This window comes from Sphingomonas sp. RIT328, assembly GCF_000632225.1.
Lineage (GTDB): Bacteria > Pseudomonadota > Alphaproteobacteria > Sphingomonadales > Sphingomonadaceae > Sphingomonas > Sphingomonas kyungheensis.
This window is the reverse complement of the sequence record NZ_JFYV01000056.1, coordinates 51,833-71,024: the sequence shown is the minus strand read 5'-3', so window position 1 is coordinate 71,024 and position 19,192 is coordinate 51,833. Positions and strand designations below refer to the sequence as shown.

Annotated in this window: 18 protein-coding genes; 8 read left to right on the top strand and 10 right to left on the bottom strand. The window is 66.0% G+C overall.

The features are described from left to right. Positions 1-10 precede the first annotated feature (10 nt). Positions 11-925 carry a hypothetical protein gene (locus tag BW41_RS19510; RefSeq protein WP_037536875.1) on the top strand — a complete coding sequence of 305 codons (915 nt, stop codon included), beginning with the start codon at positions 11-13 and terminating at the stop codon, positions 923-925. A gap of 1,089 nt (positions 926-2,014) precedes the next feature. On the opposite strand, the gene BW41_RS19505 is transcribed toward BW41_RS19510, so the two are convergent. Together BW41_RS19505 and BW41_RS21175 are read right to left on the bottom strand one after the other, a co-directional pair. Continuing rightward, the gene (locus BW41_RS19505) at positions 2,015-3,781 is read right to left on the bottom strand and encodes a hypothetical protein (protein ID WP_037536873.1); all 1,767 of its coding nucleotides are present in this window, start codon (positions 3,779-3,781) and stop codon (positions 2,015-2,017) included. Further along, entirely contained in the window at positions 3,778-4,008 is a 231-nt protein-coding gene (locus BW41_RS21175) for a hypothetical protein (protein ID WP_152542429.1), read from the bottom strand. Before BW41_RS21175 ends, BW41_RS19505 begins: the two co-directional genes overlap by 4 nt. A gap of 89 nt (positions 4,009-4,097) precedes the next feature. Between BW41_RS21175 and BW41_RS19500 the strand changes: the two genes are divergently transcribed. Next, on the top strand, positions 4,098-4,511 hold the full coding sequence (locus BW41_RS19500) for a hypothetical protein (protein ID WP_037537014.1): 414 nt from the start codon (positions 4,098-4,100) through the stop codon (positions 4,509-4,511). An 18-nt stretch (positions 4,512-4,529) separates the two neighbouring features. On the opposite strand, the gene BW41_RS21170 is transcribed toward BW41_RS19500, so the two are convergent. Genes BW41_RS21170 through BW41_RS21925 form a run of 4 tightly spaced genes read right to left on the bottom strand, consistent with a single transcriptional unit; the run spans position 4,530 to position 7,462 of the window. Then, on the bottom strand, positions 4,530-5,384 hold the full coding sequence (locus tag BW41_RS21170; RefSeq protein ID WP_051583726.1) for a MotE family protein: 855 nt from the start codon (positions 5,382-5,384) through the stop codon (positions 4,530-4,532). Positions 5,385-5,418: 34 nt separating this feature from the next. Then, entirely contained in the window at positions 5,419-5,817 is a 399-nt protein-coding gene (locus BW41_RS19490; RefSeq protein WP_051583725.1) for a DUF6468 domain-containing protein, read from the bottom strand. Next, on the bottom strand, positions 5,817-6,860 hold the full coding sequence (gene fliM, locus BW41_RS19485) for a flagellar motor switch protein FliM (protein WP_081793206.1): 1,044 nt from the start codon (positions 6,858-6,860) through the stop codon (positions 5,817-5,819). The genes BW41_RS19490 and fliM overlap by 1 nt, the downstream gene beginning before the upstream one ends. Beyond that, positions 6,857-7,462: a flagellar basal body-associated FliL family protein gene (locus BW41_RS21925; protein WP_235199834.1), complete on the bottom strand. Its 606-nt coding sequence runs from the start codon at positions 7,460-7,462 to the stop codon at positions 6,857-6,859. Before BW41_RS21925 ends, fliM begins: the two co-directional genes overlap by 4 nt. Before the next feature lie 34 nt (positions 7,463-7,496). Here BW41_RS21925 and BW41_RS19475 point away from each other — a divergent pair, with 34 nt between their 5' ends. From BW41_RS19475 to BW41_RS19455, 5 genes are all read left to right on the top strand, one after another. Then, the gene (locus tag BW41_RS19475) at positions 7,497-8,237 is read left to right on the top strand and encodes a flagellar hook-basal body complex protein (protein ID WP_037536872.1); all 741 of its coding nucleotides are present in this window, start codon (positions 7,497-7,499) and stop codon (positions 8,235-8,237) included. A gap of 45 nt (positions 8,238-8,282) precedes the next feature. Beyond that, a complete protein-coding gene (flgG, locus tag BW41_RS19470; protein WP_037536870.1) occupies positions 8,283-9,068 on the top strand; it encodes a flagellar basal-body rod protein FlgG in 786 nt (261 codons plus the stop codon). Further along, a complete protein-coding gene (gene flgA, locus BW41_RS19465) occupies positions 9,068-9,496 on the top strand; it encodes a flagellar basal body P-ring formation chaperone FlgA (RefSeq protein WP_037536868.1) in 429 nt (142 codons plus the stop codon). Before flgG ends, flgA begins: the two co-directional genes overlap by 1 nt. A gap of 14 nt (positions 9,497-9,510) precedes the next feature. Continuing rightward, positions 9,511-10,245, top strand: a complete 735-nt coding sequence (gene flgH / locus BW41_RS19460; RefSeq protein ID WP_037537005.1) for a flagellar basal body L-ring protein FlgH — start codon at positions 9,511-9,513, stop codon at positions 10,243-10,245. A 251-nt stretch (positions 10,246-10,496) separates the two neighbouring features. Continuing rightward, a complete protein-coding gene (locus tag BW41_RS19455; RefSeq protein WP_037536866.1) occupies positions 10,497-11,381 on the top strand; it encodes a flagellin N-terminal helical domain-containing protein in 885 nt (294 codons plus the stop codon). A gap of 137 nt (positions 11,382-11,518) precedes the next feature. On the opposite strand, the gene BW41_RS19450 is transcribed toward BW41_RS19455, so the two are convergent. Next, positions 11,519-13,918, bottom strand: coding sequence for an HAD family hydrolase (locus BW41_RS19450; RefSeq protein ID WP_037536864.1), 2,400 nt, complete (start codon positions 13,916-13,918; stop codon positions 11,519-11,521). Positions 13,919-14,365: 447 nt separating this feature from the next. Here BW41_RS19450 and BW41_RS19445 point away from each other — a divergent pair, with 447 nt between their 5' ends. Then, positions 14,366-14,653, top strand: a complete 288-nt coding sequence (locus tag BW41_RS19445) for a hypothetical protein (RefSeq protein ID WP_037536862.1) — start codon at positions 14,366-14,368, stop codon at positions 14,651-14,653. A 75-nt stretch (positions 14,654-14,728) separates the two neighbouring features. Here BW41_RS19445 and BW41_RS19440 read toward each other — a convergent pair whose 3' ends face one another. Genes BW41_RS19440 through flhA form a run of 3 tightly spaced genes read right to left on the bottom strand, consistent with a single transcriptional unit; the run spans position 14,729 to position 19,180 of the window. After that, a complete protein-coding gene (locus BW41_RS19440) occupies positions 14,729-15,385 on the bottom strand; it encodes a flagellar hook assembly protein FlgD (RefSeq protein ID WP_037536859.1) in 657 nt (218 codons plus the stop codon). A gap of 9 nt (positions 15,386-15,394) precedes the next feature. Further along, complete coding sequence (locus BW41_RS21315) at positions 15,395-17,044, bottom strand: flagellar hook-length control protein FliK (protein ID WP_081793205.1); 1,650 nt, start codon at positions 17,042-17,044, stop codon at positions 15,395-15,397. Between the two features lie 60 nt (positions 17,045-17,104). Then, positions 17,105-19,180 (bottom strand): flagellar biosynthesis protein FlhA, encoded by a 2,076-nt coding sequence (gene flhA / locus BW41_RS19430; RefSeq protein WP_037537002.1) that lies wholly within the window; start codon positions 19,178-19,180, stop codon positions 17,105-17,107. Positions 19,181-19,192 lie beyond the last annotated feature (12 nt).

The window sequence follows — 19,192 nt, the reverse complement described above, 5'->3', positions numbered from 1 at the left end:
GGAAGAGCCAATGTCCCGGGTCGCCACCTTGCCGACGCAGATCATGCTCAACAGCGCCATTGCGCGCGGGCAGGAAAGCGTCGCCAACGCCAATCTCGAACTCGGCACCTTCAAGAAGGTGCAGACCTACGCCGACCTCGGTGCCGATACGCGACGAATGCTGACCGCCGCGACGATGCGCGCGCAGCAACAGGCGCAAAAAGACGTGTCCCAGCGCGTCGGTTCGACGCTCAGTCTCTATGATCTGGCGCTGACCGGCGTACACGACAGCCTGAATGACCTGAGCGGCAAATTGCTGAGCGCCATCGGTCAGCACAATGGCGGCGGTGTCGCCCAGGCGGCGAAGGAGGCGTTCGATACCTTCCGCACAGCGCTCAACAGCAGTGAGGCCGGTGTACCGATTTTCGCGGGCGGCCAGACGGAAACCTTGCCTTTCGTCCCCAAGACCCTGGCTGATCTGCTGACGCTCGGATCACCGGCGGCTGCCTTTGCCAATGATCAGACCCGCGCGACGGCGCATATCGACGGTGATACCGATCTTAGTTACGGTATCACCGCCGACGAGGTAGGGACCGGCATTGTCGAGGCCTTTCAAACACTGGCAGGCCTCGGCGATTTGCCCAAGCAGCTGACGTCGGCCCAGGAGGACGAGATCGGCAAGGCGATAGCCCAGATCAACAAGGGCCTCGAACCGCTCAAGAAGGCCAATGGCCGTAACGGCGATCTCCGCAAACATGTCGAAGGCCTCGCCGATAGCGCCGAGCAGCGTATCACCTTGCTCAATGGCGTCATCGGTGATGCCGTCGACGCCGACGTTCGTCAGGTCGCGACCGATCTGTCGGCGCGTTCGATGGCGCTGAATGCCTCTTATGCGGCCCTGACCAAGCTCAACACCCTGTCGCTGGCGAACTTCCTTCTTCCGTAAGTCGCCCGGGCGGGTGGCAGCGATGCTGCCGCCCGAGCGGATGATCGGCCGGCATGACGTGGCGCTATGCCGCATGGATGATCTGCTTCTGGCGGGATGTGACGCGGCGGAAATCCTTGAGGCGGCATCAAAATCGATCACAAGGTTTTGGGTTGGACAAGCATTGAGGTCGTGGGGGATCGGAAGCTTGCATCTGCGGGTGCATGGGACGGCGATCCCGACGTTATCAACCTCTATGGCAAACCGAATGGCCTCGCTGTCACAAGCGCGGTCGGTCATGCGTGTGTCGAGGCGACCGGCTGGTAGCTTCGATCGCCGCCTGAGCCGTTGTTATGTCGGCCGTGTCATCATTCGGCAGGATAGGAGCATGTCCTGCTGCGTCGGTCAGTCCCTGCCGCTTGCTGGTGCGCCGTTCGCGGGCGCGGTCCGAATGAAGTGGCGAAGGCCTCCTTTGCGCGTGCCGCCGAGCGGGTAAGTCTGGAGGCGGGGCGGGGTCGGTCGCAACCGTTCCTCGGCTATCGTTCTGCCCGGTCTGGGCCTCGACCTGGGCGAACCCCAGGCCTTGGCGGCGACGGTGATGGTCGCAATGGTAGAGCGATGGCTCCAGCCCAATACGGGAGGTTCGTTGCGTCAGCGCCTGCCGTCCCCAAAGCAAGTCCGTCGTCGCCCAGAGCGGTCGACGATCATAGGCCCGGTGCGCGCTGCTACGCTCGAGCGGAGGTCGCATCGCGATCATTGTCCGTTCCCTATCCGGCACACACGTCAGACGCCATGTCACCCAAAGGGTTCTATGGTGAACGGCAGCCCTGCATCAGCCCAGGTCCCCGCCGTTGGAACGATCGCGGACGATCTGCTGACGGATCGATAGCAGTAATCTTCCCCGCAGTGTCCGGCTGCGCTGCGGTGCGCAATCTATCACTGCCGTCGTCCATCCGGGTGGCACGACAACCACCGTCATTCCGGCTGACGGCGATGGGGGCACGAACCACGCCCGCCGGGATCGACTGTCCTGCACCGCCGTGACCCGACATAGGTGCCGCATGCACCTGCCGTTATCCTGCGCTGCCTTGCGGGCGGCGCAGTACCCCGTCAGTCGTTGATCGTCAGCAGGTCGCCGACATCGCCGGCGGGGCTGACCGATGGCAGGGCCGCCATGGCACGCGCCAAAAGGGCCGGTGTCACCGGATCGGCTCCGGTCAGCGTCGCGAACACCGGCGCGCTCGGCAGACGCGCGAAACCTGCGCCATAGCGTTCGCGCAACGCCTGTAACGCCTCCTTCTGATGCAGCATCGCCAGCGCGATCGCCCGGCGCAGAACGATCGCCTGACCGACCGCGCCGAGCGGCCCGGTCGGGAGCAGCGGCTGCGTCTCGGCGACGACGCGCGACCAGTCCTGGTGCTTCCATGCGATCTCGGCGCGGATCGCCCCACCATCGGGCACGTCCTGCAGGACGGCCGCCGCCTCGAGCGGGCGACCGAGCTGATCGAGTGCGACCGCTTCGAGCCGCTTGCGATCGAAGACCAGCGCGGCCGGATAATCCTTGTGGTTCGAGCGGCGGATCGCGTCGAGGGCGTGGTCCGGTTGGCCGGCAAGAATGTAGAGCGTCGCGACACGGATCGACAGCGGTCCCTGCGTCAGATCGATCGCGCGCGTGGTCAGTTGATGATCGAGCAATTGCGCGGCGCGCGCGTAGAGGCCGGCAGCCTGCAGGCGCGCCGCCAATGCCGCAACCATCGCGTCGCCTTCGGCGCCTCCGGGCAGTAGATCACGATAATCCCAGAACATCCCTGCCGCCTTGTCGAGCGGGACGGAGCTGCCGGGCTCGATCGTGCTCGCCATCTGCGCCTGCAATTCGCCGAGCAAAGCCGGACCCTGATGCGAGCGGCTGAAATAGCGGAACAACGTCGCGCCGGTGTTGAGCGCGTCGGGCAGGTCGTGATGCTGGATCGCGATGTTATAGCCGAGCCTCAGCGCGCGTTCCTCGATCCGGTCGCCACGCCAGCGAAAGCGCAGATCGTCGAGCTGGCGCAGCAGCACCGTCGGCGACGCCCAGCCATTCGCGGCGGCGAGCTCGATCCGGCCGAGCCGCGCCTCGGTACGGACGGCGGGATCGCGGCTCTTCGCTGCCTGGTCGAGCCGCAGCCGTGCCGCGATCGCTTCGCCGAGGGCACCTTGCGCGCGTCCACGCAAGAGATTGGCCGTGCCATCCGCCTCGGGCAAGGCGCTGAGCCACAGCAAGGCCTCATGCGGCTGCCCCGCCTCGAGCGAGGCGCGCGCCGCGGCGAGCAGAAACGGCCGGCGTTGGGCAAGCGGTCGCGCCTGGATCGCCGCCGCAGCGCAATTGACCGTCGGCAGCGCTTCCGCGGCGCGGCCGGCATCGGCAAGCGCCCGCGCCCGCCAGGCGCAGGCTTCACGCTGGCGTGGCAGCCCGCCGGCGGAGAGCGCCGCAATCGCGGCATCCGGCCGATGGAACAGGACCAGCGCCGCCCCGCGCGCGAGCTGGAAGCTGTCGACCAGGCGCAGATCGGGGTCGTCCTCCTGCATGACGTCGAGCACGCCGATCGCCTCCGCACCCCGCTGCCGCGCGATCAGGCTGCGGACATAGGTCCAACGGGCACGCTGACGATCGATATCGTGGTTGCGCGTCATCGCGCGCCAGATCTCATCGTTCGGCAGGGCCGTGCCGGTCGTCGCCATGCCGAGCCGCGGATCCTGCTGCAATTGCGCGGCGAAGCCCGGAATGCGCGCCGTCTGCGATCCTGGCGTCGCGGCGACGGCAGGTGTCGCGGGCGGGACGGGCGTTGCGGCGGGCGTGACGAGCGCGACGGTCGTAACGAGAAACGCAGACAGCTTCATGACAACAGATATCCTGGCAGATCGAATACGGCGGTGAGCATGCCGCCGATCAGGCAGGCGATGATGAACATCACCACCGTGCTCCACGGGATCAGGCGGTGCCGTGGCCGCGGGATCGATACGGATTCGTCCGCGTCAAATCCGGGCCGTTCCCCGCGGGGTCGGGGAGTGGTCGCTTCGGTGACGCGGGTTAGGCGCACCCGCGGCGGGCGCTGATCTTGGCTCATCCGAACGGCTCCGTCTGGTTCCCCCCTATTATAGAAGCGGACCACGCCGCTTAGCGGCGCGGGCCGTTGATCCGTTGCCGGAGACCGACATGCGTGCCGTTCGAATTGCCCTGCTTCCCGCGCTCCTGCTCGTCGGTCAGGCGAATGCGCTTGATCTGCCGGGGAACAAGTTGAGCGAGGTGCTGATCACCAGCAACAAGCGCTTCGTGGCGATGGACGAGATGGTGACGCCGATCTTCGGCGAGGGTGATATCGAGGGCGCAATCACGGTCAGGATCGTCATCGAAACGGCGAACCCGACGGTCGGCAATGCGCTGCGCGACATCCAGCCACGGCTGCGCGCGGTCGCGTTGACGACGACGATCGAGTTCGCCCGGCTCAATGCCTCGGGGTATATGCCGGTCGATGTTGCGATCCTGCGGCAGTCGCTCAACCGGGCGCTCAAGGCGACCGATCCGCGGGTGCTGCAGGTGCTGATCGTCCGGGCCGGCGCCACCGCCTGAACGGCGGCGTCCGGTAGCTCAATGCGGTGCCGTTGCGGCCGGCAGCGGCGTCGGCGTCGCCGGGGTGGTACGCGGCGCAATATTGGCGGTGAGTGCCGGGGCGGCGGGCGTCGAGACGCCTGAGCCCGGCGACAATGACGGCGCAGGGAGGATGCGTTCGCTGCTCGCCGAGTCGCCGGCGGCGGCATAGCCGCGCCCCGGCTGCGGGCGCAGGGCCGGCGCCGGCCGGTCGACCCGCGGCCGCGTCGGCGTGGCGATGGCGAGGCGCGGCGCGGCGGACCGGTCCGGCATCATTTGCCCGGACGGCGAGGGGGCGAGCGCCAGCATGTCGGCGCGGCGCAACGGCGGCGGCGGGGTCGGCGGCACCGGATGGCCGGCCAGCGCCATGCTGAGTTGCGCCGCCGCGACCGGGTCCATGCTCGCCATCAGCAACGCGGCGCTGCGACCGCGCATCCGCCGCGCGATGTTCAGCTGCACCTCGCTGCCGAGCCGCTCGAAGATCGGTGCGGCACGCGCCGGCTTCATCGCCTGATAGATGCGCGCCAATTCGTCATAGGCGTCGCCCGTCGTCTTCCCGGCCTCGCCGCCGCCGCCGGCGGCCTGCGCGGCCTGCAATTGCGCTTCGGCCGCCTGCTGCGCGCGCTCGCGCAACACCAGCGCCCGTTCGCGTTCGGCATAGCGTTTGTCGCTGGCCCGCATCGCCTGGCTGATCGCGCTGCCGAGGCGGGTTGGCTGATCCGCAGGCGCGGCGATCGCCACCGCATTGGCGATCGCACAGGTCGCTGCGGTCGGAACGAGCAACGTGAGCAGCGACGCGCGGCGGCGCGGCGCGCCGGCGGGGCGGGGTGCGGCGGGATGGGAAGGGCGGGTCATGGCGTTCACTTTCGCTCGAAGGGGCAGCATGCGATCAATGCAGGCCGATGGTCGCGCCCACCGCTTCTCCGTCGGCGGAGGCAGACGCGGGAGACTCATCCTCCGCTTCGGCTGCGGGCCGGACGATGTCAGACGCCTCGATGATGCGATCGGCGAGCGCATTGCCGATGCCGATCAGCACCGACAATTCGTCCTGCAACGCCTGTGCGGCGCGGATCGTCCGAAAGCCCGATGTGACATCGGTCGCGAGCAGCTGCTTCATCTCGCCGAGCACCTGCGACGCTTCCTGGGTGGCATGGTCCAGCGCGGCGACGGTGCCCTGCAGATCGTCGGAGCGCATCTCACGGATGCGGCGCATCAACCGCGTCGCCTGGAATGTGACGAGGGCACACAGGACGATCAGTACCAGATTGGTGAGCAAGACGAAGTTCATCAATGGAATCCCTTGGCGATATCGGTGACGATGCGGACGGCGATATTGCTGCGCCGTTGGCCGATATGACCGTGACCGAGCGGTACGCCGCCCGCATGCACCTCGAGCATATCGTCGGGACCGCGATCGAGCCGGATCGTCTGGCCGATCGCGAGTGCGGTGACGTCGTGGAGACGCATCTGCCGTTCGCCGAGCACGACATCGATCGTCACGTCGGTGCGCCAGAGTTCATGCGCCATATGCGCTTCCCACAATCGGTCGCGACCGGGATTCTCGCCCATGAAGCGTTGCAGCAGCTTCTCGCGCACCGGCTCGAGCGTGGCGTGCGGCAGGAGGATGCTGAAGCTGCCGCCGCGATCCTCCATGCTGACGCTGAACGTCGCGACGGCGGTGATATTGCTGGGTCCGGCGATCGCGGCGAAGCGCGGGCTGGTCTCGATCCGTTCGAGTTCGATGGAGATCGCTTCGATCGGCTCGAACACGCGGGCAAAATCGTCGAGCGCCAGTTTGATGATCCGGGCCACCAGCCGCGTCTCGATCGAGGTGAAGGCGCGGCCTTCGACGCGTTGCGGCGCGCTGCCGCGGCGCCCGCCGAGCAGGGCGTCGACCACCGCATAGATCAGCCCGGTGTCGATCGTGACGACGCCGTAATTCTCCCATTGCGGCACCTTGAACACCGCGATCATCGCCGGCAGCGTCACCCGGTTCATGAATTCGCCGAAGCGGATCGAGGTGACCTGTTCGAGCGCGACATCGATCGCGTCCGAGGTGATGTTGCGCATGCTGGTGGCGAACAGACGCACCAGCCGTTCGAACGCCGCCTCGAGCATCGGCATCCGCTCGTGGCTGATGATGTCGGATTCGACCATCGCGCGCAGGCCCTTCTTGGGCTTGACGGCGGGGAGCGGGTCGAACCCGAAGAGGGCGTCGATCTTCGCCTGATCGAAGGTGCCGGCCTGTTCGCTGTCTGACGCGTCTGTCGCGACGGTCGGCGCGTCGGCGTCGGGCGCGGGATCGCCGGTGCTGGTCGTGGTGGCGGTCATTGCTGGATCAGATCCTGGATGAGGACATCGCGCACGGCGCCGTCGCCGAACGCGTCGGCGGCGCGGCTCAGCATCTCTTCCTTGACGCGGAAGACCGCCGAGGAGCCGTTGAGATCATCGGGCCGCAATTCGTGCAGAAAGGGCTGCAGCGCGTCGACATAGAGCGGCAGCCGGGTGCGCACCGCGGGCACCTTGTCGGCGCTGGTGGCGAGCAGGATGACGTGCATCTTGAGCAGGTGCGCCCGGCCGTCGCTGGCGCGCAGGCTGACCACCATCGTCGGCACGTCGATCATCGCCTTTTCGGACTCGGACGCCGACGGTGCCGCGTGGCTCTGGGTCTTGCCCGCGAACAGGAAGAACGCCGCGGCGATCACCAATACCGCCAGCCCCCCTGCGACGGCGAGCCACAGCGCACGCGCGCGCTCCCCCGTATCGCTGGCGCCATCGTCCGTCCGCCGGTCGTCTGCAACGTCGTAACCGCTATCGATCACCGTGATCCCCTTCAGGCTGGTCCGGACGAGCGCGAATTGCTGCGTCGAACGACGTCCGGCCGGTTCCGCCTCTATTATAGGATCGGCGGGCGGCACCGGTCCGGCCGGCACAAACGACTGACGTTTTTTCGGGAAGATCACCTTTATGGACGTCTCATCCTATGTTCTGCTGAGCCATGAGCAGGCGCTGCGGCGGCGGCTCGACGTCGCGGCCAACAACATGGCCAACACCAATACGGTGGGCTTCCGACGCGAACGTCCCGTCTTCCGCGAATTCGTCGAGCGCGCCCGGCAGGCGCAGGTGCGCGATGCGCGCAACACCTCGTTCGTGCTCGACTTCGGCGCGGTGCACGATACCGCGCCAGGCCCGTTCCAGGCGACCGGCAATCCGCTCGACGTGATGATCCAGGGGCCGGGCTATCTGACGGTGAGCACGCCGGCGGGCGTCGCCTATACGCGCGCCGGCTTCATCAAGATCGCCGCGGACGGCCGGCTGACCAGTTCGGCGGGCTATCCCCTGCTCGACGATCGCGGCGCGCCGATCAGCGTGCCGACCGGCGAGGAAGCGCGCGTCACGATCGGCGAGGACGGCACCGTGCACGGCGCGACCGGACCGCTCGGGCGGCTCGGCCTCGCCGTCTTCGCCGACGAGCGGATGGTGATGCCGCGCGGCGACGGCATGATGACCGGCACCGGCAGCCGCATCCTCTCCGCCGCCGAGGTGCAGCTCAAGAGCGGCGGGGTCGAGGGATCGAACGTCGAGCCGATCGTCGAGACGACCGCACTGATCGACATCCTGCGCTCCTATCAGGTCAGCCAGCAGATGAGCCAGAGCCTCGACGATCTGCGCCACGACGCGATCCAGCGGCTCGGCCGGCTGAGCTGATCTTCCACGCCAATCTCTCCGACGATCTCAAAAGGACTTTCAACGATGCGCGCTCTTTCCATCGCGGCGACCGGCATGCTCGCCCAGCAGACCAACGTCGACGTCATTTCGAACAACATCGCCAATATGAACACCACCGCATTCAAGCGGCAGCGCGCCGAGTTCCAGGACCTGCTGTACCAGCAGGTGTCGCGTCCGGGCGCCGAATCGGGCAATGACGGCACCCGCATTCCGACCGGCATCCAGATCGGCGCGGGCGTGCGCACCGGTGGCGTCTATCGCATCCACGAACAGGGCGAGCTGACGCACACCGGCAACCCTTATGACATGGCGGTGGACGGCAAGGGCTATTTCCAGGTCACCCTGCCCAACGGTGACTTTGCCTATACGCGGGCGAGCTCGTTCCAGCTGTCCGACCAGGGCGAACTGGTCACGTCGGACGGCTATCGCGTCAACCCGGGCATCACCATCCCGCAGGGCGCCGAACAGGTCAGCGTGTCGACGGTCGGGCAGGTCCAGGTCAAGATGCCGGGGCAGACGACGATGCAGACGATCGGCCGGTTGCAGCTCACCACCTTCATCAACGAGGCCGGGCTGGAGGCGATCGGTTCAAACCTGCTCAAGCAGACCGATGCATCGGGTCAGCCCAACACCGCCAACCCGGGCGACATCGGCTATGGCACGATCCGGCAGGAGTTCGTCGAGGCGTCGAACGTCAATCCGGTGTCAGAGATCACCTCGCTGATCGCGGCACAGCGCGCCTATGAGATGAACAGCCGGGTGGTGAAGACCGCCGATGAAATGCTCTCGGTCACCACGCAGCTGCGCTGATGCCGACCCTTCTTGCTCTGCTCGCCGCCCAGGCGGCGGCACCGGCGGGCGTGCCCGTCGCGGTGCTCGCGCATCCCATCGATCGCGGCACCCGCGTCGCGGCGTCGGATTTCGTCATCGAGCGTCGCCCGGCCGGGCAGGCGCAGGGGGCGCTTGCCCCGGCGGCGGCAGACGGGCTGGAGGCGACGCATCCGTTGCCGGCAGGGCAGGTGGTGCGGCGCGGCGATCTGAGCGTACCGCAATTGGTGCACCGTGGCGACGGCGTGACGATCACGCTGCACAGCGGCCCGCTCTCGATCACCACCACGGGCCGTGCGCTGACCGGCGGTGGTCTGGGCGAGCCGGTCCGGGTCGTCAGCCAGATCAACAACCGCACGCTCGACGCGGTGGTCGAGAGCGAGGGGCATGTCGGCCTGATCGCTCGATGAAGAAGGATATTCCGATGCGTCCTATCGTGACCGTCATCGTCGCTGCGGGCCTGTTGAGTGGCTGTGGCGCGGTCGGGCGGCTGCGCGAGATCGGCCACCCGCCGCGGCTGTCGCCCGAGCAGGATGTCGCCTCACCGCTGCTCGAACCCTCGCTCGGCAATCAGGGGGGGCAGCATCGCGCCGGCAGCACGGACGGCCAGTTCACCCCGCCGGTCGCCAATTCCTCGCTGTTCCGCACCGGCGCGGGCGCCTTCTTCCACGACCAGCGTGCCTCGCGCAAAGGTGACGTGCTGACCGTGCGCATCCGCATCGCCGATAAGGCGGTGCTCGACAACAGCACGACACGCAGCCGCGGCGGCAGCGAGACCGCAGGCCTGCCCAATCTGCTCGGCCTGTTCTCCAAGGACAATTCATCGCTGGTCGACGGCTCGTCGCAATCCAAGTCGAGCGGCGCGGGCAATACCGCGCGCAGTGAGCAGATCGACACGACGATCGCCGCGATCGTCACCGACGTGTTGCCGAATGGCAATCTGATCGTCCACGGTCGGCAGGAGGTGCGCGTCAATTTCGAGCTGCGCGAACTGCTCGTCTCCGGAATCGTCCGGCCGCAGGATATCGCGCGCGATAACAGCATCCTCAACACCCAGCTCGCCGAAGCGCGGATCAGCTACGGCGGCCGCGGCCAGCTGACCAATGCGCAGCAGCAACGCTGGGGACAACAGATCTACGACGCGCTGTTCCCGTTCTGACCGTCAGGTCCCTCACACGCATAAGACAAACGGCACCGGCGTCTCTTCGAGCGCCGGTGCTAAACTGTTGATTAATAGGCCTCGTCAATTCGCCGGGTGCGGGCAAATAAAAATCGTCAGTGATTTGGGTGACGATCCCGCTCTTTCTATCATGGGAGTGTGATCGGGCATGTCGTCCGACCACGTTCACGCTCCGGAATACTGCCGGAACAGACCGAAGAATCGGTCTTCACATCCCAGAAGGATAGACCATGAGCAATCTCGTCAACACGAACGTCGGCGCTGCCGTCGCGCTTCAGTATCTGAACCACACCAACCGCCTGCTCGACCAGACGCAGGCGCGCGTCAACTCGGGTCTGCGCGTCTCGTCGACCCGTGAGGATTCGGCCGTCTACAACCTGGCGCAGGGCCTGCGCGGTGACGAAATCGGTCTCGACGCCATCACCTCGTCGCTGAACACCGCGAAGAGCGTCGTCGACACCGCGATCAACGCTACGGAAGCGATCAGCGATCTGTTCAACCAGATGCGTTCGGCCGCGCTCAAGGCGGAAGATCCCGGCGCCAGCGCTGATTACCGCACCCAGTATCAGAACGACTATCTGAAGTTCCAGGAAGACGTGAAGTCTTTGATCAAGACCGCGAGCTTCAACAACATCAACATCCTGCAGACGAGCGGCGGCGGCAGCGTCTCCGCGCTGCGTTCGCTGTACGGCGGTTCGGCCCTCGGATCCGGGTCGGGCATCCCCGCCGGCATCTGGGCGCCGGACACCGTCACGGTCGACAACCAGAAGCTCGACGATGCCACCGCCGGCTTCAACTCGATCAAGACCACCAGCAAGATCGACACGCAGGCTGGCGCTAAGCAGGCGATCATCGACCTCGCGAAGGACAAGGTCATCCTCGACAAGACGCTGACCGCGCTCGGCGCGGCGTCGCGTGGTATCGACCGCTCGCTGCAGTTCAACAGCAAGCTGACCGACACGCTGCACAGCGGCATCGGCAATCTGGTCGACGCCGATCTGGCCAAGGAATCGGCAAACCTCCAGGCGCTGCAGGTCAAGCAGCAGCTCGGCACGCAGGCTCTGTCGATCGCCAACCAGGCGCCGCAGGCTCTGCTCCAGCTGTTCCGCGGCTAACCCGATCCGCCTCGGCGTTCTTCGAGGCGATATCGGTCAAAACGACCGGGGTGGCATGTATGCCACCCCGGTTTTTGTGTCTCGCGTGCAACCGAACAAAGGCCGCGCGCGAGGCATCTTCGCGCGCGGCCGGAGGGTCAGGCGGCATGCCGTTGCGGCGACGCCTCTACCCCGGCGATCGGCCGGAACACGATGCTGAGCACCAGATTGCCGTCGAAGCCCGCTTTGGCCGCGGGGGCGGGCAACAGCATGAACGCTTCGCGACCTTGCGCTGTGTAAACCGTCGCGGCGATTTCGGTCATGGCGTTCGTCACCGGCGTTGCGGCGATCATGCGCGCACGCTCATATACCGCCAGCATATCGTCGACGCGTTGGAATGCCGTTTCGACGACCTGCACTACCGAACAGATGTGGCCGAATTGCACACCGACGGAATACCGGCGCGGCCCGATCGGAACGACTGCCCGGAAGAAGCCTCCTGCGGTCGGATAGGCTTTGACCGTATCATGGATCGGTTCACCGCCATCGAGCAGCACGACCGGCAGCGGCGTTTCCCCCGCGGTGAAATCCGTTTGGCGCAGATCGAGCAAGTGTCGGCTCTTTGTCATCATCCCCAACCCGGTGAAGATACCTTGCCCGCGCAGTTCGGCTTCGAGGAAAATTCGCCCCGCGGTCGAAAGGTAGCCGAGACCGCGCCGCCTCAGCCCATCCTCGGCGGCGGCGATGTCGAGCATCGGCACATGCTCCTTGGTCCCCATATTCACGTCCAGGCGGAATTTGCCGAAAATGGCCACCTCATCGGCGTTGGGCAGAAAGAGCAGGCGTCCGAGGGTTCCCGTCAGGGTGCGCCGCCAGGCTTCGACATCGGTCGAGGCCGCCGGGCGCACAGTCGCCGTGTCGAGCGTTGCCATATAAGCGAGGCAGCCGTCCTGGATCTTATCACGACGCGCGTTTTGGTCGGAATCGAGGGTGATGTCGGCGTAAATCGGTGTCCCGTTGGGCTTGAAGTCGATTACCGAGCCTCGCGACACCGTGCACATCTGTTCGACGAGCGAGATATTGTCGTACAGGGCGCGCAGCATTGCCGTATCGAAATGGCTGAGATCGAATAATCCCTCCTTGTTGAGCCCGGACAGTAAAGTCTCGACCAACAAAAAATAGCGGCCGAAGACGTCCAATTTCATCGTCCGCGTCAGCATCGGCTCGATCGCATTCTGAACCGTTCCGTTATACCCGAGGTCGATGAAGATGATGGCGTCACCATCTGTGACGCCCTTGGTCCGCAGATGAGCGCGCAAGCGTTCTGCCATGCTGGCGGAGCGCTTGATGATCTTGTCGCGATTGGCCGGCAACATCATCTTGCGCACGAACACCCGCGGATCGACGATATCCGCGAGCCGATCGCGCTCGGCTTCAGTGAAAAGCAATTGTTTGGTCAGCGCCCGATTGTCGCCGGGCCTCTGAATATTGCGAGCTGGAACCGATAGGACGAGATAGTCCTCAATGGCATCGGCATCGACAAAACTGGCTGCCGTGGCGACGAAGCGACTGATCTCCGCCGACGCGCAACGGTCGCGCCATTCGGGGAACAGGGTTTTAAAGACCCGGTGCGGCATATAGCCATCGCGCATCAGGAACAGCAATTTGGCCGGCTTGCCGGTGTCGCGCTCGACTGCCGCCGCGGTGTCGCGCAGCCAGACCGCAAAGCCGTGCAGGATCGGACCAAGTACGTCATGCCCCAGCGCGAAATGCGGTTCATTCTGCGCGCGCAACGCGATCTGCGGACGATGGGCCTGGAGCAGGATCCTGCGGGCACGCAGCGACGGGTCGAGTACCATCGCGGCACAGGACTCAAGCCGCAACCGATCGTCGGCAACCTCGTCGAACTGAATGAGATGAGCGCTGTGCATGCCGGCCTCTGTCGCAGCGCGCTTGTCCGAATGCGGGTTGTCGCCGACGTGAAGGATCGTATCGGCCGGAACGCCGAGCGCCGCGATCACGGGTTTGAACAGGCCGCCGGACTTGCCCATCCCATAGTCGCACGAGCAAAAGACATGGTCGATCATCGTCAGCAAGTCCGGACCGGCCAATTGTTCGATCAGCCAGCGCAGCCGCGTCTCGGTCAGATAGGTGTCTGAGACGATGATCACCGTCAGTCCGCGGCGCTTGGCATCGACGATCAGGTCGCGGGTAGGGCCGAAGATGAAGCCATGCCGGGCCTCTGCCGCCATTTCCGCTTCGATCATCGCGTCATGCTCTTCCGCCTGTGATTTGGGAAGCAATTGGCGATAGATATCGTCGAGCGTCACATCCTTGCGCTGCCGCATCAGCAACGCGCGCTGACGGGCCGCTTCCTCCGACAGCATGCGCGCTTCAAGGCCACCGGGCAGCGGCAGGTCGGTAAAGATATCGACCGGCTGATGCACGTTGCGCCACAGCAGAGTATCGAAACAGTCGAGCGACAGGACGCGGATCGTTTCGGGAACGTCGGCGAGCAGGGTGGCGAGCGCCGCCGGCCGAACGGTCGTGTGGATCATAGGGGTCTCCGTTAAACGCCGCTGACCGGGACAGCAGGCATCTCTCCATTATAGGATTAGGAAGCCCCACCCGGCACTTGCGGACAGGCAATGCGCGTCTGGAGCCGTGCCCCTCATCAATTCAGCCCGTATGGCATCGGCGCGAATACCGGTCGCGCGCATTATGCCGGCATAAAAGGACAATAAATCATATTCGGGGTGGGCAGATATCCTCGGTTGCGCGTCAGCGCCGCCGTAAAGTCTATTGATATAACAAGAGTATTTTAGCTGTAATGCAAATGACGATTTAGCGTCATACTGTCCGATTAACCTATTGGTAGGAATCGTGGTGTTTGGCCTGCCGCGGGGGTTTCGCTGTGACGATGCCGTCCTCCGCCTTGGCGTGGGGCGCAACGTGCAGTGGAACAGAGTGGAGCACGGGGGGCCGTGCGTCATGGGGGCAGGACAATGTATCGCTCGCTGCGTCAGCGGACGTTGGACGAGGCGCGCACCGCCGCGGCGGTGACGTGTGACATCGCGTTGACCGTCGCGATACCGGAGCCGGGCTGGTTATGGGCTGCCGCGCAGAGGCACCTGCTGCGGACCGGCCTGGACGCCGAAGCGATCGTCGACACGATCGGCGAAGAGAGTGATCCGCAGATCGAGGATTGCCTCGCCCTGTTGCTCGTTCCGGAGCAGATTGCGGGATGCGATCTCGTCACCATCCGGCTGCGCTGCAGCGCCACGGAGCCGTGATCAGGCAAGCGCCCTGCGTGACGCCGTTACGGGCACGCAGGGCCTTATATATGCCGGCGATGCCGGCGGGGAATCTCAGCTTGCCGCGGCGACGCTGATCATCTTGGCGAGGGGGAGGTGGATGCCGTTGATCCCGAGCAAGACGGTGCCGCTATTCTGAACGACTTCGCCGACGATCCCCTTGGTGGAGATGGTGACGGGAAGGTCATTGCCGTCCGCCGTCTGCGCCTTGAGTGTCAGCGTATAGGCACCATCCTTGGCGTGGCCGTTCGCCGTGCTGCCGTCCCAGGTGACGTCGCCAAGCGCCGACGGTGTCAGCGTCGTCTGATTGACGATATGGCCGCTGGCGTCGGTGATCGTCGCCGTCAGCGTCGCCGGCACCTGGCCGAGCGAGTAGTTCCACACCGCCGGGGCAGTGCCTGCCAAGCCCGCGACGTTGCTGTCCATGACGATCTCGCGGCCGACGAGATTGGACGCCTGCGCCATGCTCTGCGCGGTGAGATTGCCGAGGATGCTCTTGAGGGTGCTGTTCTGCTGCAACGCCTGTTCGACCTGCGAATATTGCACGAGCTGCTGCGTATATTGTGCCGTATCCATCGGGCTGAGCGGGTCCTGATGCTGCAATTGCGTGGTGAGCATCTTGAGGAACATGTTGAGATCGGGAGCCAGCGTCTTCTGCGCCGCGCTTGGCACTTGCGACGCGGTGGTCGCGGTGGTGGCAATCTGGGTCATCGAAGGTTCCTATGCAATGATGTCGACACGATCGCTGGTGCGCAGTGCGCGGAAGGCCGGCGCCTCGTCCTGTACCGGCCCGCCGGCATAATAGGCCTGCGCCTGCGGCAGCCGGGGTTGCGACTGGCCCGACTGCCCGCCCGCGCCGCTCTGACCCGACCCGAAGCTGAATCCCGCGACATCGGTGCGGATACCGGCATCGGACAGGGCGCGACCGAGATCGCCCGCCTCGCGTCGCAGCAGATCGAGCGACGCCGGATTGGCGGCGTGGACGGTGGCGTTCAGTCGGCCGCTGTCATCGAAACTCAGCCGGACGTCGATCCGCCCCATCGTGTCCGGCTCGAGCCGGATCGTCACCGCAGACCGGCCGGCGGCGACATGATGAGCGATCTGTACGCCGAGTTCGCGGCCCATCCGTCCCGGCCGAGCCGTGACGGTCGCGTCGGCCGACGGCGCAGCCTGCGCCGCCTGCACCGACCGGGGTGGCGCATCGGCTTGACGCGGTGCGAGCATTGCGGCTTCGACCAAATTCGGCGCTGCTGCGGCGGAGGCGGGGGGCTTGGTTGCGGAACTGTCGTCCCTGTCGGCGGCCGCATCCGCTGCGGACGCGGTCGTCTTCAACGCGATCGAAGCATTGCCGGCCCGTGTCGGAACCGCCGCCGCGACCGCCGGGTCGGTCGCGGCCGATGCGTTGGTGAAATTGGGCTGGACGAGCGCGGGTGTCATCGCCGACGCCCATATTGTGGCGGGGGCGGGGCTAGGCTCCGCGTCGCGGGAAGGAGCAGGGGCGTCCGATACGTCGGTGTCGCGCTCGGCGCGGACCGTGATGGGCGCGGCCTCGGACGGCGGGTCACCCGCATCCTGCGGATCGCCGTCTGCAATTGACAGGGCGATCGGCGCGTTCAGATGCCGCGCCGCGACCGTCTGTCCGGCGGCGGCGGTCGGGGTCTTGCCCGTCGAAGGCGCAGCCTGCGGGGCGGCGGTTTCCGCTGGCACCGCATTGGTCGAGGCGTGGTCGCCCGGCGAGGGGGCCGTCTCGACCGAAAGGTCATCATGGCCCATGGTTGCCGTCGTCGTATCGTTCGGCGTGACCGCGTGGATTGAACCTTCCGTGGCGACGGCGGGCGAGCCGGCTGTAACGGCAGGGTCGGCAGCGCGTAGACGGAGGGTGTCAACCGCGACAGGATGCGTGATGACGGGCGCCGCGGCTTGTTGCGGCCGGGCGCGTACCGTTGGCATCGGCGTGCCATCGGCCGTCGCGACGGGTTCGGCTGCCTGGGGGCTATCCGCCGCCATGGGCGCTGCGAGCGGTATGGCTCGGTCCGATGGCCCGCCGTCAGCGGTCTGCGACTGGGTCACGAGCCCGGTGTCGGTGAGATCCCCTGTGTCCAACGGCTGGGCTGGCGAGGGGGCCGTCGCCGCCTGCATGAGCAGGGTTTGATCGAGGGCATGACTGCATGGATTTGCGGCGATCGCTGTATCGGAAGGATGCGCATCCGGCATGTCGGCGACGGGGAGAGGGGCGGTTTCGGCAGGCGTACCCGTCATGGTCGGATCGATTGCGCCAAGCAGCGTCGTGAACGTCGCATCCGTCGGGGCGCCGGTCGACGGCAGGTATGTCGTGCTCGGATCACTCTGGATGATGGCGTTGACGGTCATGCGACAAATCCCATAGTCATAATCCCTCTTATAGGATGCACACCGTCCGCGCGGGCAGGATCAATTGACCATGCCGAGGCTGCGGATCCGCGCCCGTGCATGGATCTCGTCCTGCGACAGCACCGTCGTCGCCGGGCGGACGCGTTCGATGATCGAGCGGACGAACGGGCGCAGTGAGGCGGTGGTCAGCAGGCACGGGATTTCGCCCTCGCTGGCGAGCCGGTCGAACGTGTCCCGCACCGAGGTGATGAACTCCTGCAGCCGCGACGGCGCCATCGCGAGGTGGCGATCGTCCCCCTGGCCGACGATGCTCTCGCCGAACGCCTCGTCCCAGCGTGGCGCGAGCGTGACGATCGGAATAGCGCCGTTGCGCGTCTGCTGCGCCGAGATCTGCCGCGCCAGCCGGGTGCGGACATGTTCCGCCATATGCGTGACGTTCTGGGTGACCGCGACCGCCTCGGCGATGCCTTCGAGGATCGAGGGCACGTCGCGGATCGATACGCCCTCGGCGAGCAGCAGCTGGAAGATGCGCTGGATCGCCGAGATGCTGATCTTGGTCGGGACCAGCTCGTTGTACAGCTTCTCGCAGTCGCGATGCACCTCGGTGAGCAATTTCTGCGTCTCGGCGTAGGAGAGCAGGTCGGCGATCGCATCCTTGACCAATTCGGTCAGGTGGGTGGTGATGATCGTGCCGCTTTCGACCACGGTCATGCCGCGCAGCGCGGCCTCGTCGCGCAGCGAGCGGTCGATCCACAAAGCGGGCAGGTTGAACACCGGTTCGTGCGTCATCTCGCCGGCCAGTCCCGCCGGCACCTGGCCCGAATTGATGGCGAGCAGTTTGTCGATCCGCAATTCGCCGCGCGCCGCCTCGGTCTCCTTGATGTAGACGACATATTCGTTGGGCTTGAGCGCCATATTGTCGGTGATGCGCACCGACGGCAGCACGAAGCCGTAATCGATCGCCATCTGCCGGCGCAGCGCGCGCACCTGATCGTCGAGCCGCGGCTCGGTCACCGAATGGTTGATGATCGGCAGCAGCGCATAGCCGAGCTCGATACGCATCGCGTCGATCGCCAGCGTCTCCTGGATCGGCTCCTCGCGCTGCAATCCGCCGCTTGCGGCCTCGGCGAGCTGCGCCTGCGCCGCCTGCGCCAACCGCCGGCGGTGCATCGACCAGGCGAGCCAGCCGGTGAGACCGCCCAGCGCCGCGAACGGCACGAAGGGCAGGCCGGGAATGACCGCCAGCCCGCCGAGCAGCACGGCCACGACGCCGAACGCCTTGGGATCGCTGCCCAATTGATCGATGAGCGTGGTGCCGGTCTTGCCCGACATGCCGCCCTTCGAGACGAGCAGACCCGCCGCGGTCGACACGATCAGCGCCGGGATCTGGCTGACCAGACCGTCGCCGGCGGTGAGCACGGTATAGGTCTTGAAGGCGTCGGCGAGCGGGACGCCATGGAAGATGACGCCGACGATCAGACCGACGACGATATTGATCCCGGTGATGACCAGCGCGGCGACCGCATCGCCCTTCACGAATTTGGAGGCACCGTCCATCGCGCCGTAGAAGCCGCTTTCCGCCTCCAGCTCGGTACGACGCTCGCGCGCCTGGCCCTCGTCGATCAGCCCGGCGTTGAGATCGGCGTCGATCGCCATCTGCTTGCCGGGCATCGCGTCGAGGCTGAAGCGCGCCGCGACCTCGGCGATGCGGCCCGCGCCCTTGGTGATGACGACGAAGTTGATCACCACCAGGATCAGGAAGATGGTGAGGCCGATCACCGTCTGGCCGCCCATCAGGAAGGTGCCGAACGCGCCGATCACGCCCCCCGCCGCTTGCGGGCCTTCGTGACCGTGGCCGAGGATCAGCCGCGTCGAGGCGAGGTTGAGGCCCAGCCGCAGCATCGTCGTGATCAGCAGGATCGTCGGAAAGCTCGACAATTGCAGCGGCTTGTCGATGAAGAGCGCGGTCATCAGGATCAGCACCGAGGCCGTGATCGACAGCGCAAGGCCGAAGTCGAGCAGCCAGCCCGGGATCGGCAGGATCAGCATCGCGATGATCGCGACGATTCCGAGCGCGACGGCGATGTCGCGGCTCGGGCCGAAGGTCTGGAGGGCCTGTCTCAATCTGGGCAGCATCATCAATCTCTG

Excerpts from the sequence above, each read along its gene's own strand:
- BW41_RS19510 (WP_037536875.1), top strand. The coding sequence starts at position 11 with ATGTCCCGGGTCGCCACCTTGCCGACGCAGATCATGCTCAACAGCGCC.
- BW41_RS19505 (WP_037536873.1), bottom strand. The coding sequence starts at position 3,781 with ATGAAGCTGTCTGCGTTTCTCGTTACGACCGTCGCGCTCGTCACGCCC.
- BW41_RS21175 (WP_152542429.1), bottom strand. The coding sequence starts at position 4,008 with ATGAGCCAAGATCAGCGCCCGCCGCGGGTGCGCCTAACCCGCGTCACC.
- BW41_RS19500 (WP_037537014.1), top strand. The coding sequence starts at position 4,098 with ATGCGTGCCGTTCGAATTGCCCTGCTTCCCGCGCTCCTGCTCGTCGGT.
- BW41_RS21170 (WP_051583726.1), bottom strand. The coding sequence starts at position 5,384 with ATGACCCGCCCTTCCCATCCCGCCGCACCCCGCCCCGCCGGCGCGCCG.
- BW41_RS19490 (WP_051583725.1), bottom strand. The coding sequence starts at position 5,817 with ATGAACTTCGTCTTGCTCACCAATCTGGTACTGATCGTCCTGTGTGCC.
- fliM (WP_081793206.1), bottom strand. The coding sequence starts at position 6,860 with ATGACCGCCACCACGACCAGCACCGGCGATCCCGCGCCCGACGCCGAC.
- BW41_RS19475 (WP_037536872.1), top strand. The coding sequence starts at position 7,497 with ATGGACGTCTCATCCTATGTTCTGCTGAGCCATGAGCAGGCGCTGCGG.
- flgG (WP_037536870.1), top strand. The coding sequence starts at position 8,283 with ATGCGCGCTCTTTCCATCGCGGCGACCGGCATGCTCGCCCAGCAGACC.
- flgA (WP_037536868.1), top strand. The coding sequence starts at position 9,068 with ATGCCGACCCTTCTTGCTCTGCTCGCCGCCCAGGCGGCGGCACCGGCG.
- flgH (WP_037537005.1), top strand. The coding sequence starts at position 9,511 with ATGCGTCCTATCGTGACCGTCATCGTCGCTGCGGGCCTGTTGAGTGGC.
- BW41_RS19455 (WP_037536866.1), top strand. The coding sequence starts at position 10,497 with ATGAGCAATCTCGTCAACACGAACGTCGGCGCTGCCGTCGCGCTTCAG.
- BW41_RS19450 (WP_037536864.1), bottom strand. The coding sequence starts at position 13,918 with ATGATCCACACGACCGTTCGGCCGGCGGCGCTCGCCACCCTGCTCGCC.
- BW41_RS19445 (WP_037536862.1), top strand. The coding sequence starts at position 14,366 with ATGTATCGCTCGCTGCGTCAGCGGACGTTGGACGAGGCGCGCACCGCC.
- BW41_RS19440 (WP_037536859.1), bottom strand. The coding sequence starts at position 15,385 with ATGACCCAGATTGCCACCACCGCGACCACCGCGTCGCAAGTGCCAAGC.
- BW41_RS21315 (WP_081793205.1), bottom strand. The coding sequence starts at position 17,044 with ATGACCGTCAACGCCATCATCCAGAGTGATCCGAGCACGACATACCTG.
- flhA (WP_037537002.1), bottom strand. The coding sequence starts at position 19,180 with ATGCTGCCCAGATTGAGACAGGCCCTCCAGACCTTCGGCCCGAGCCGC.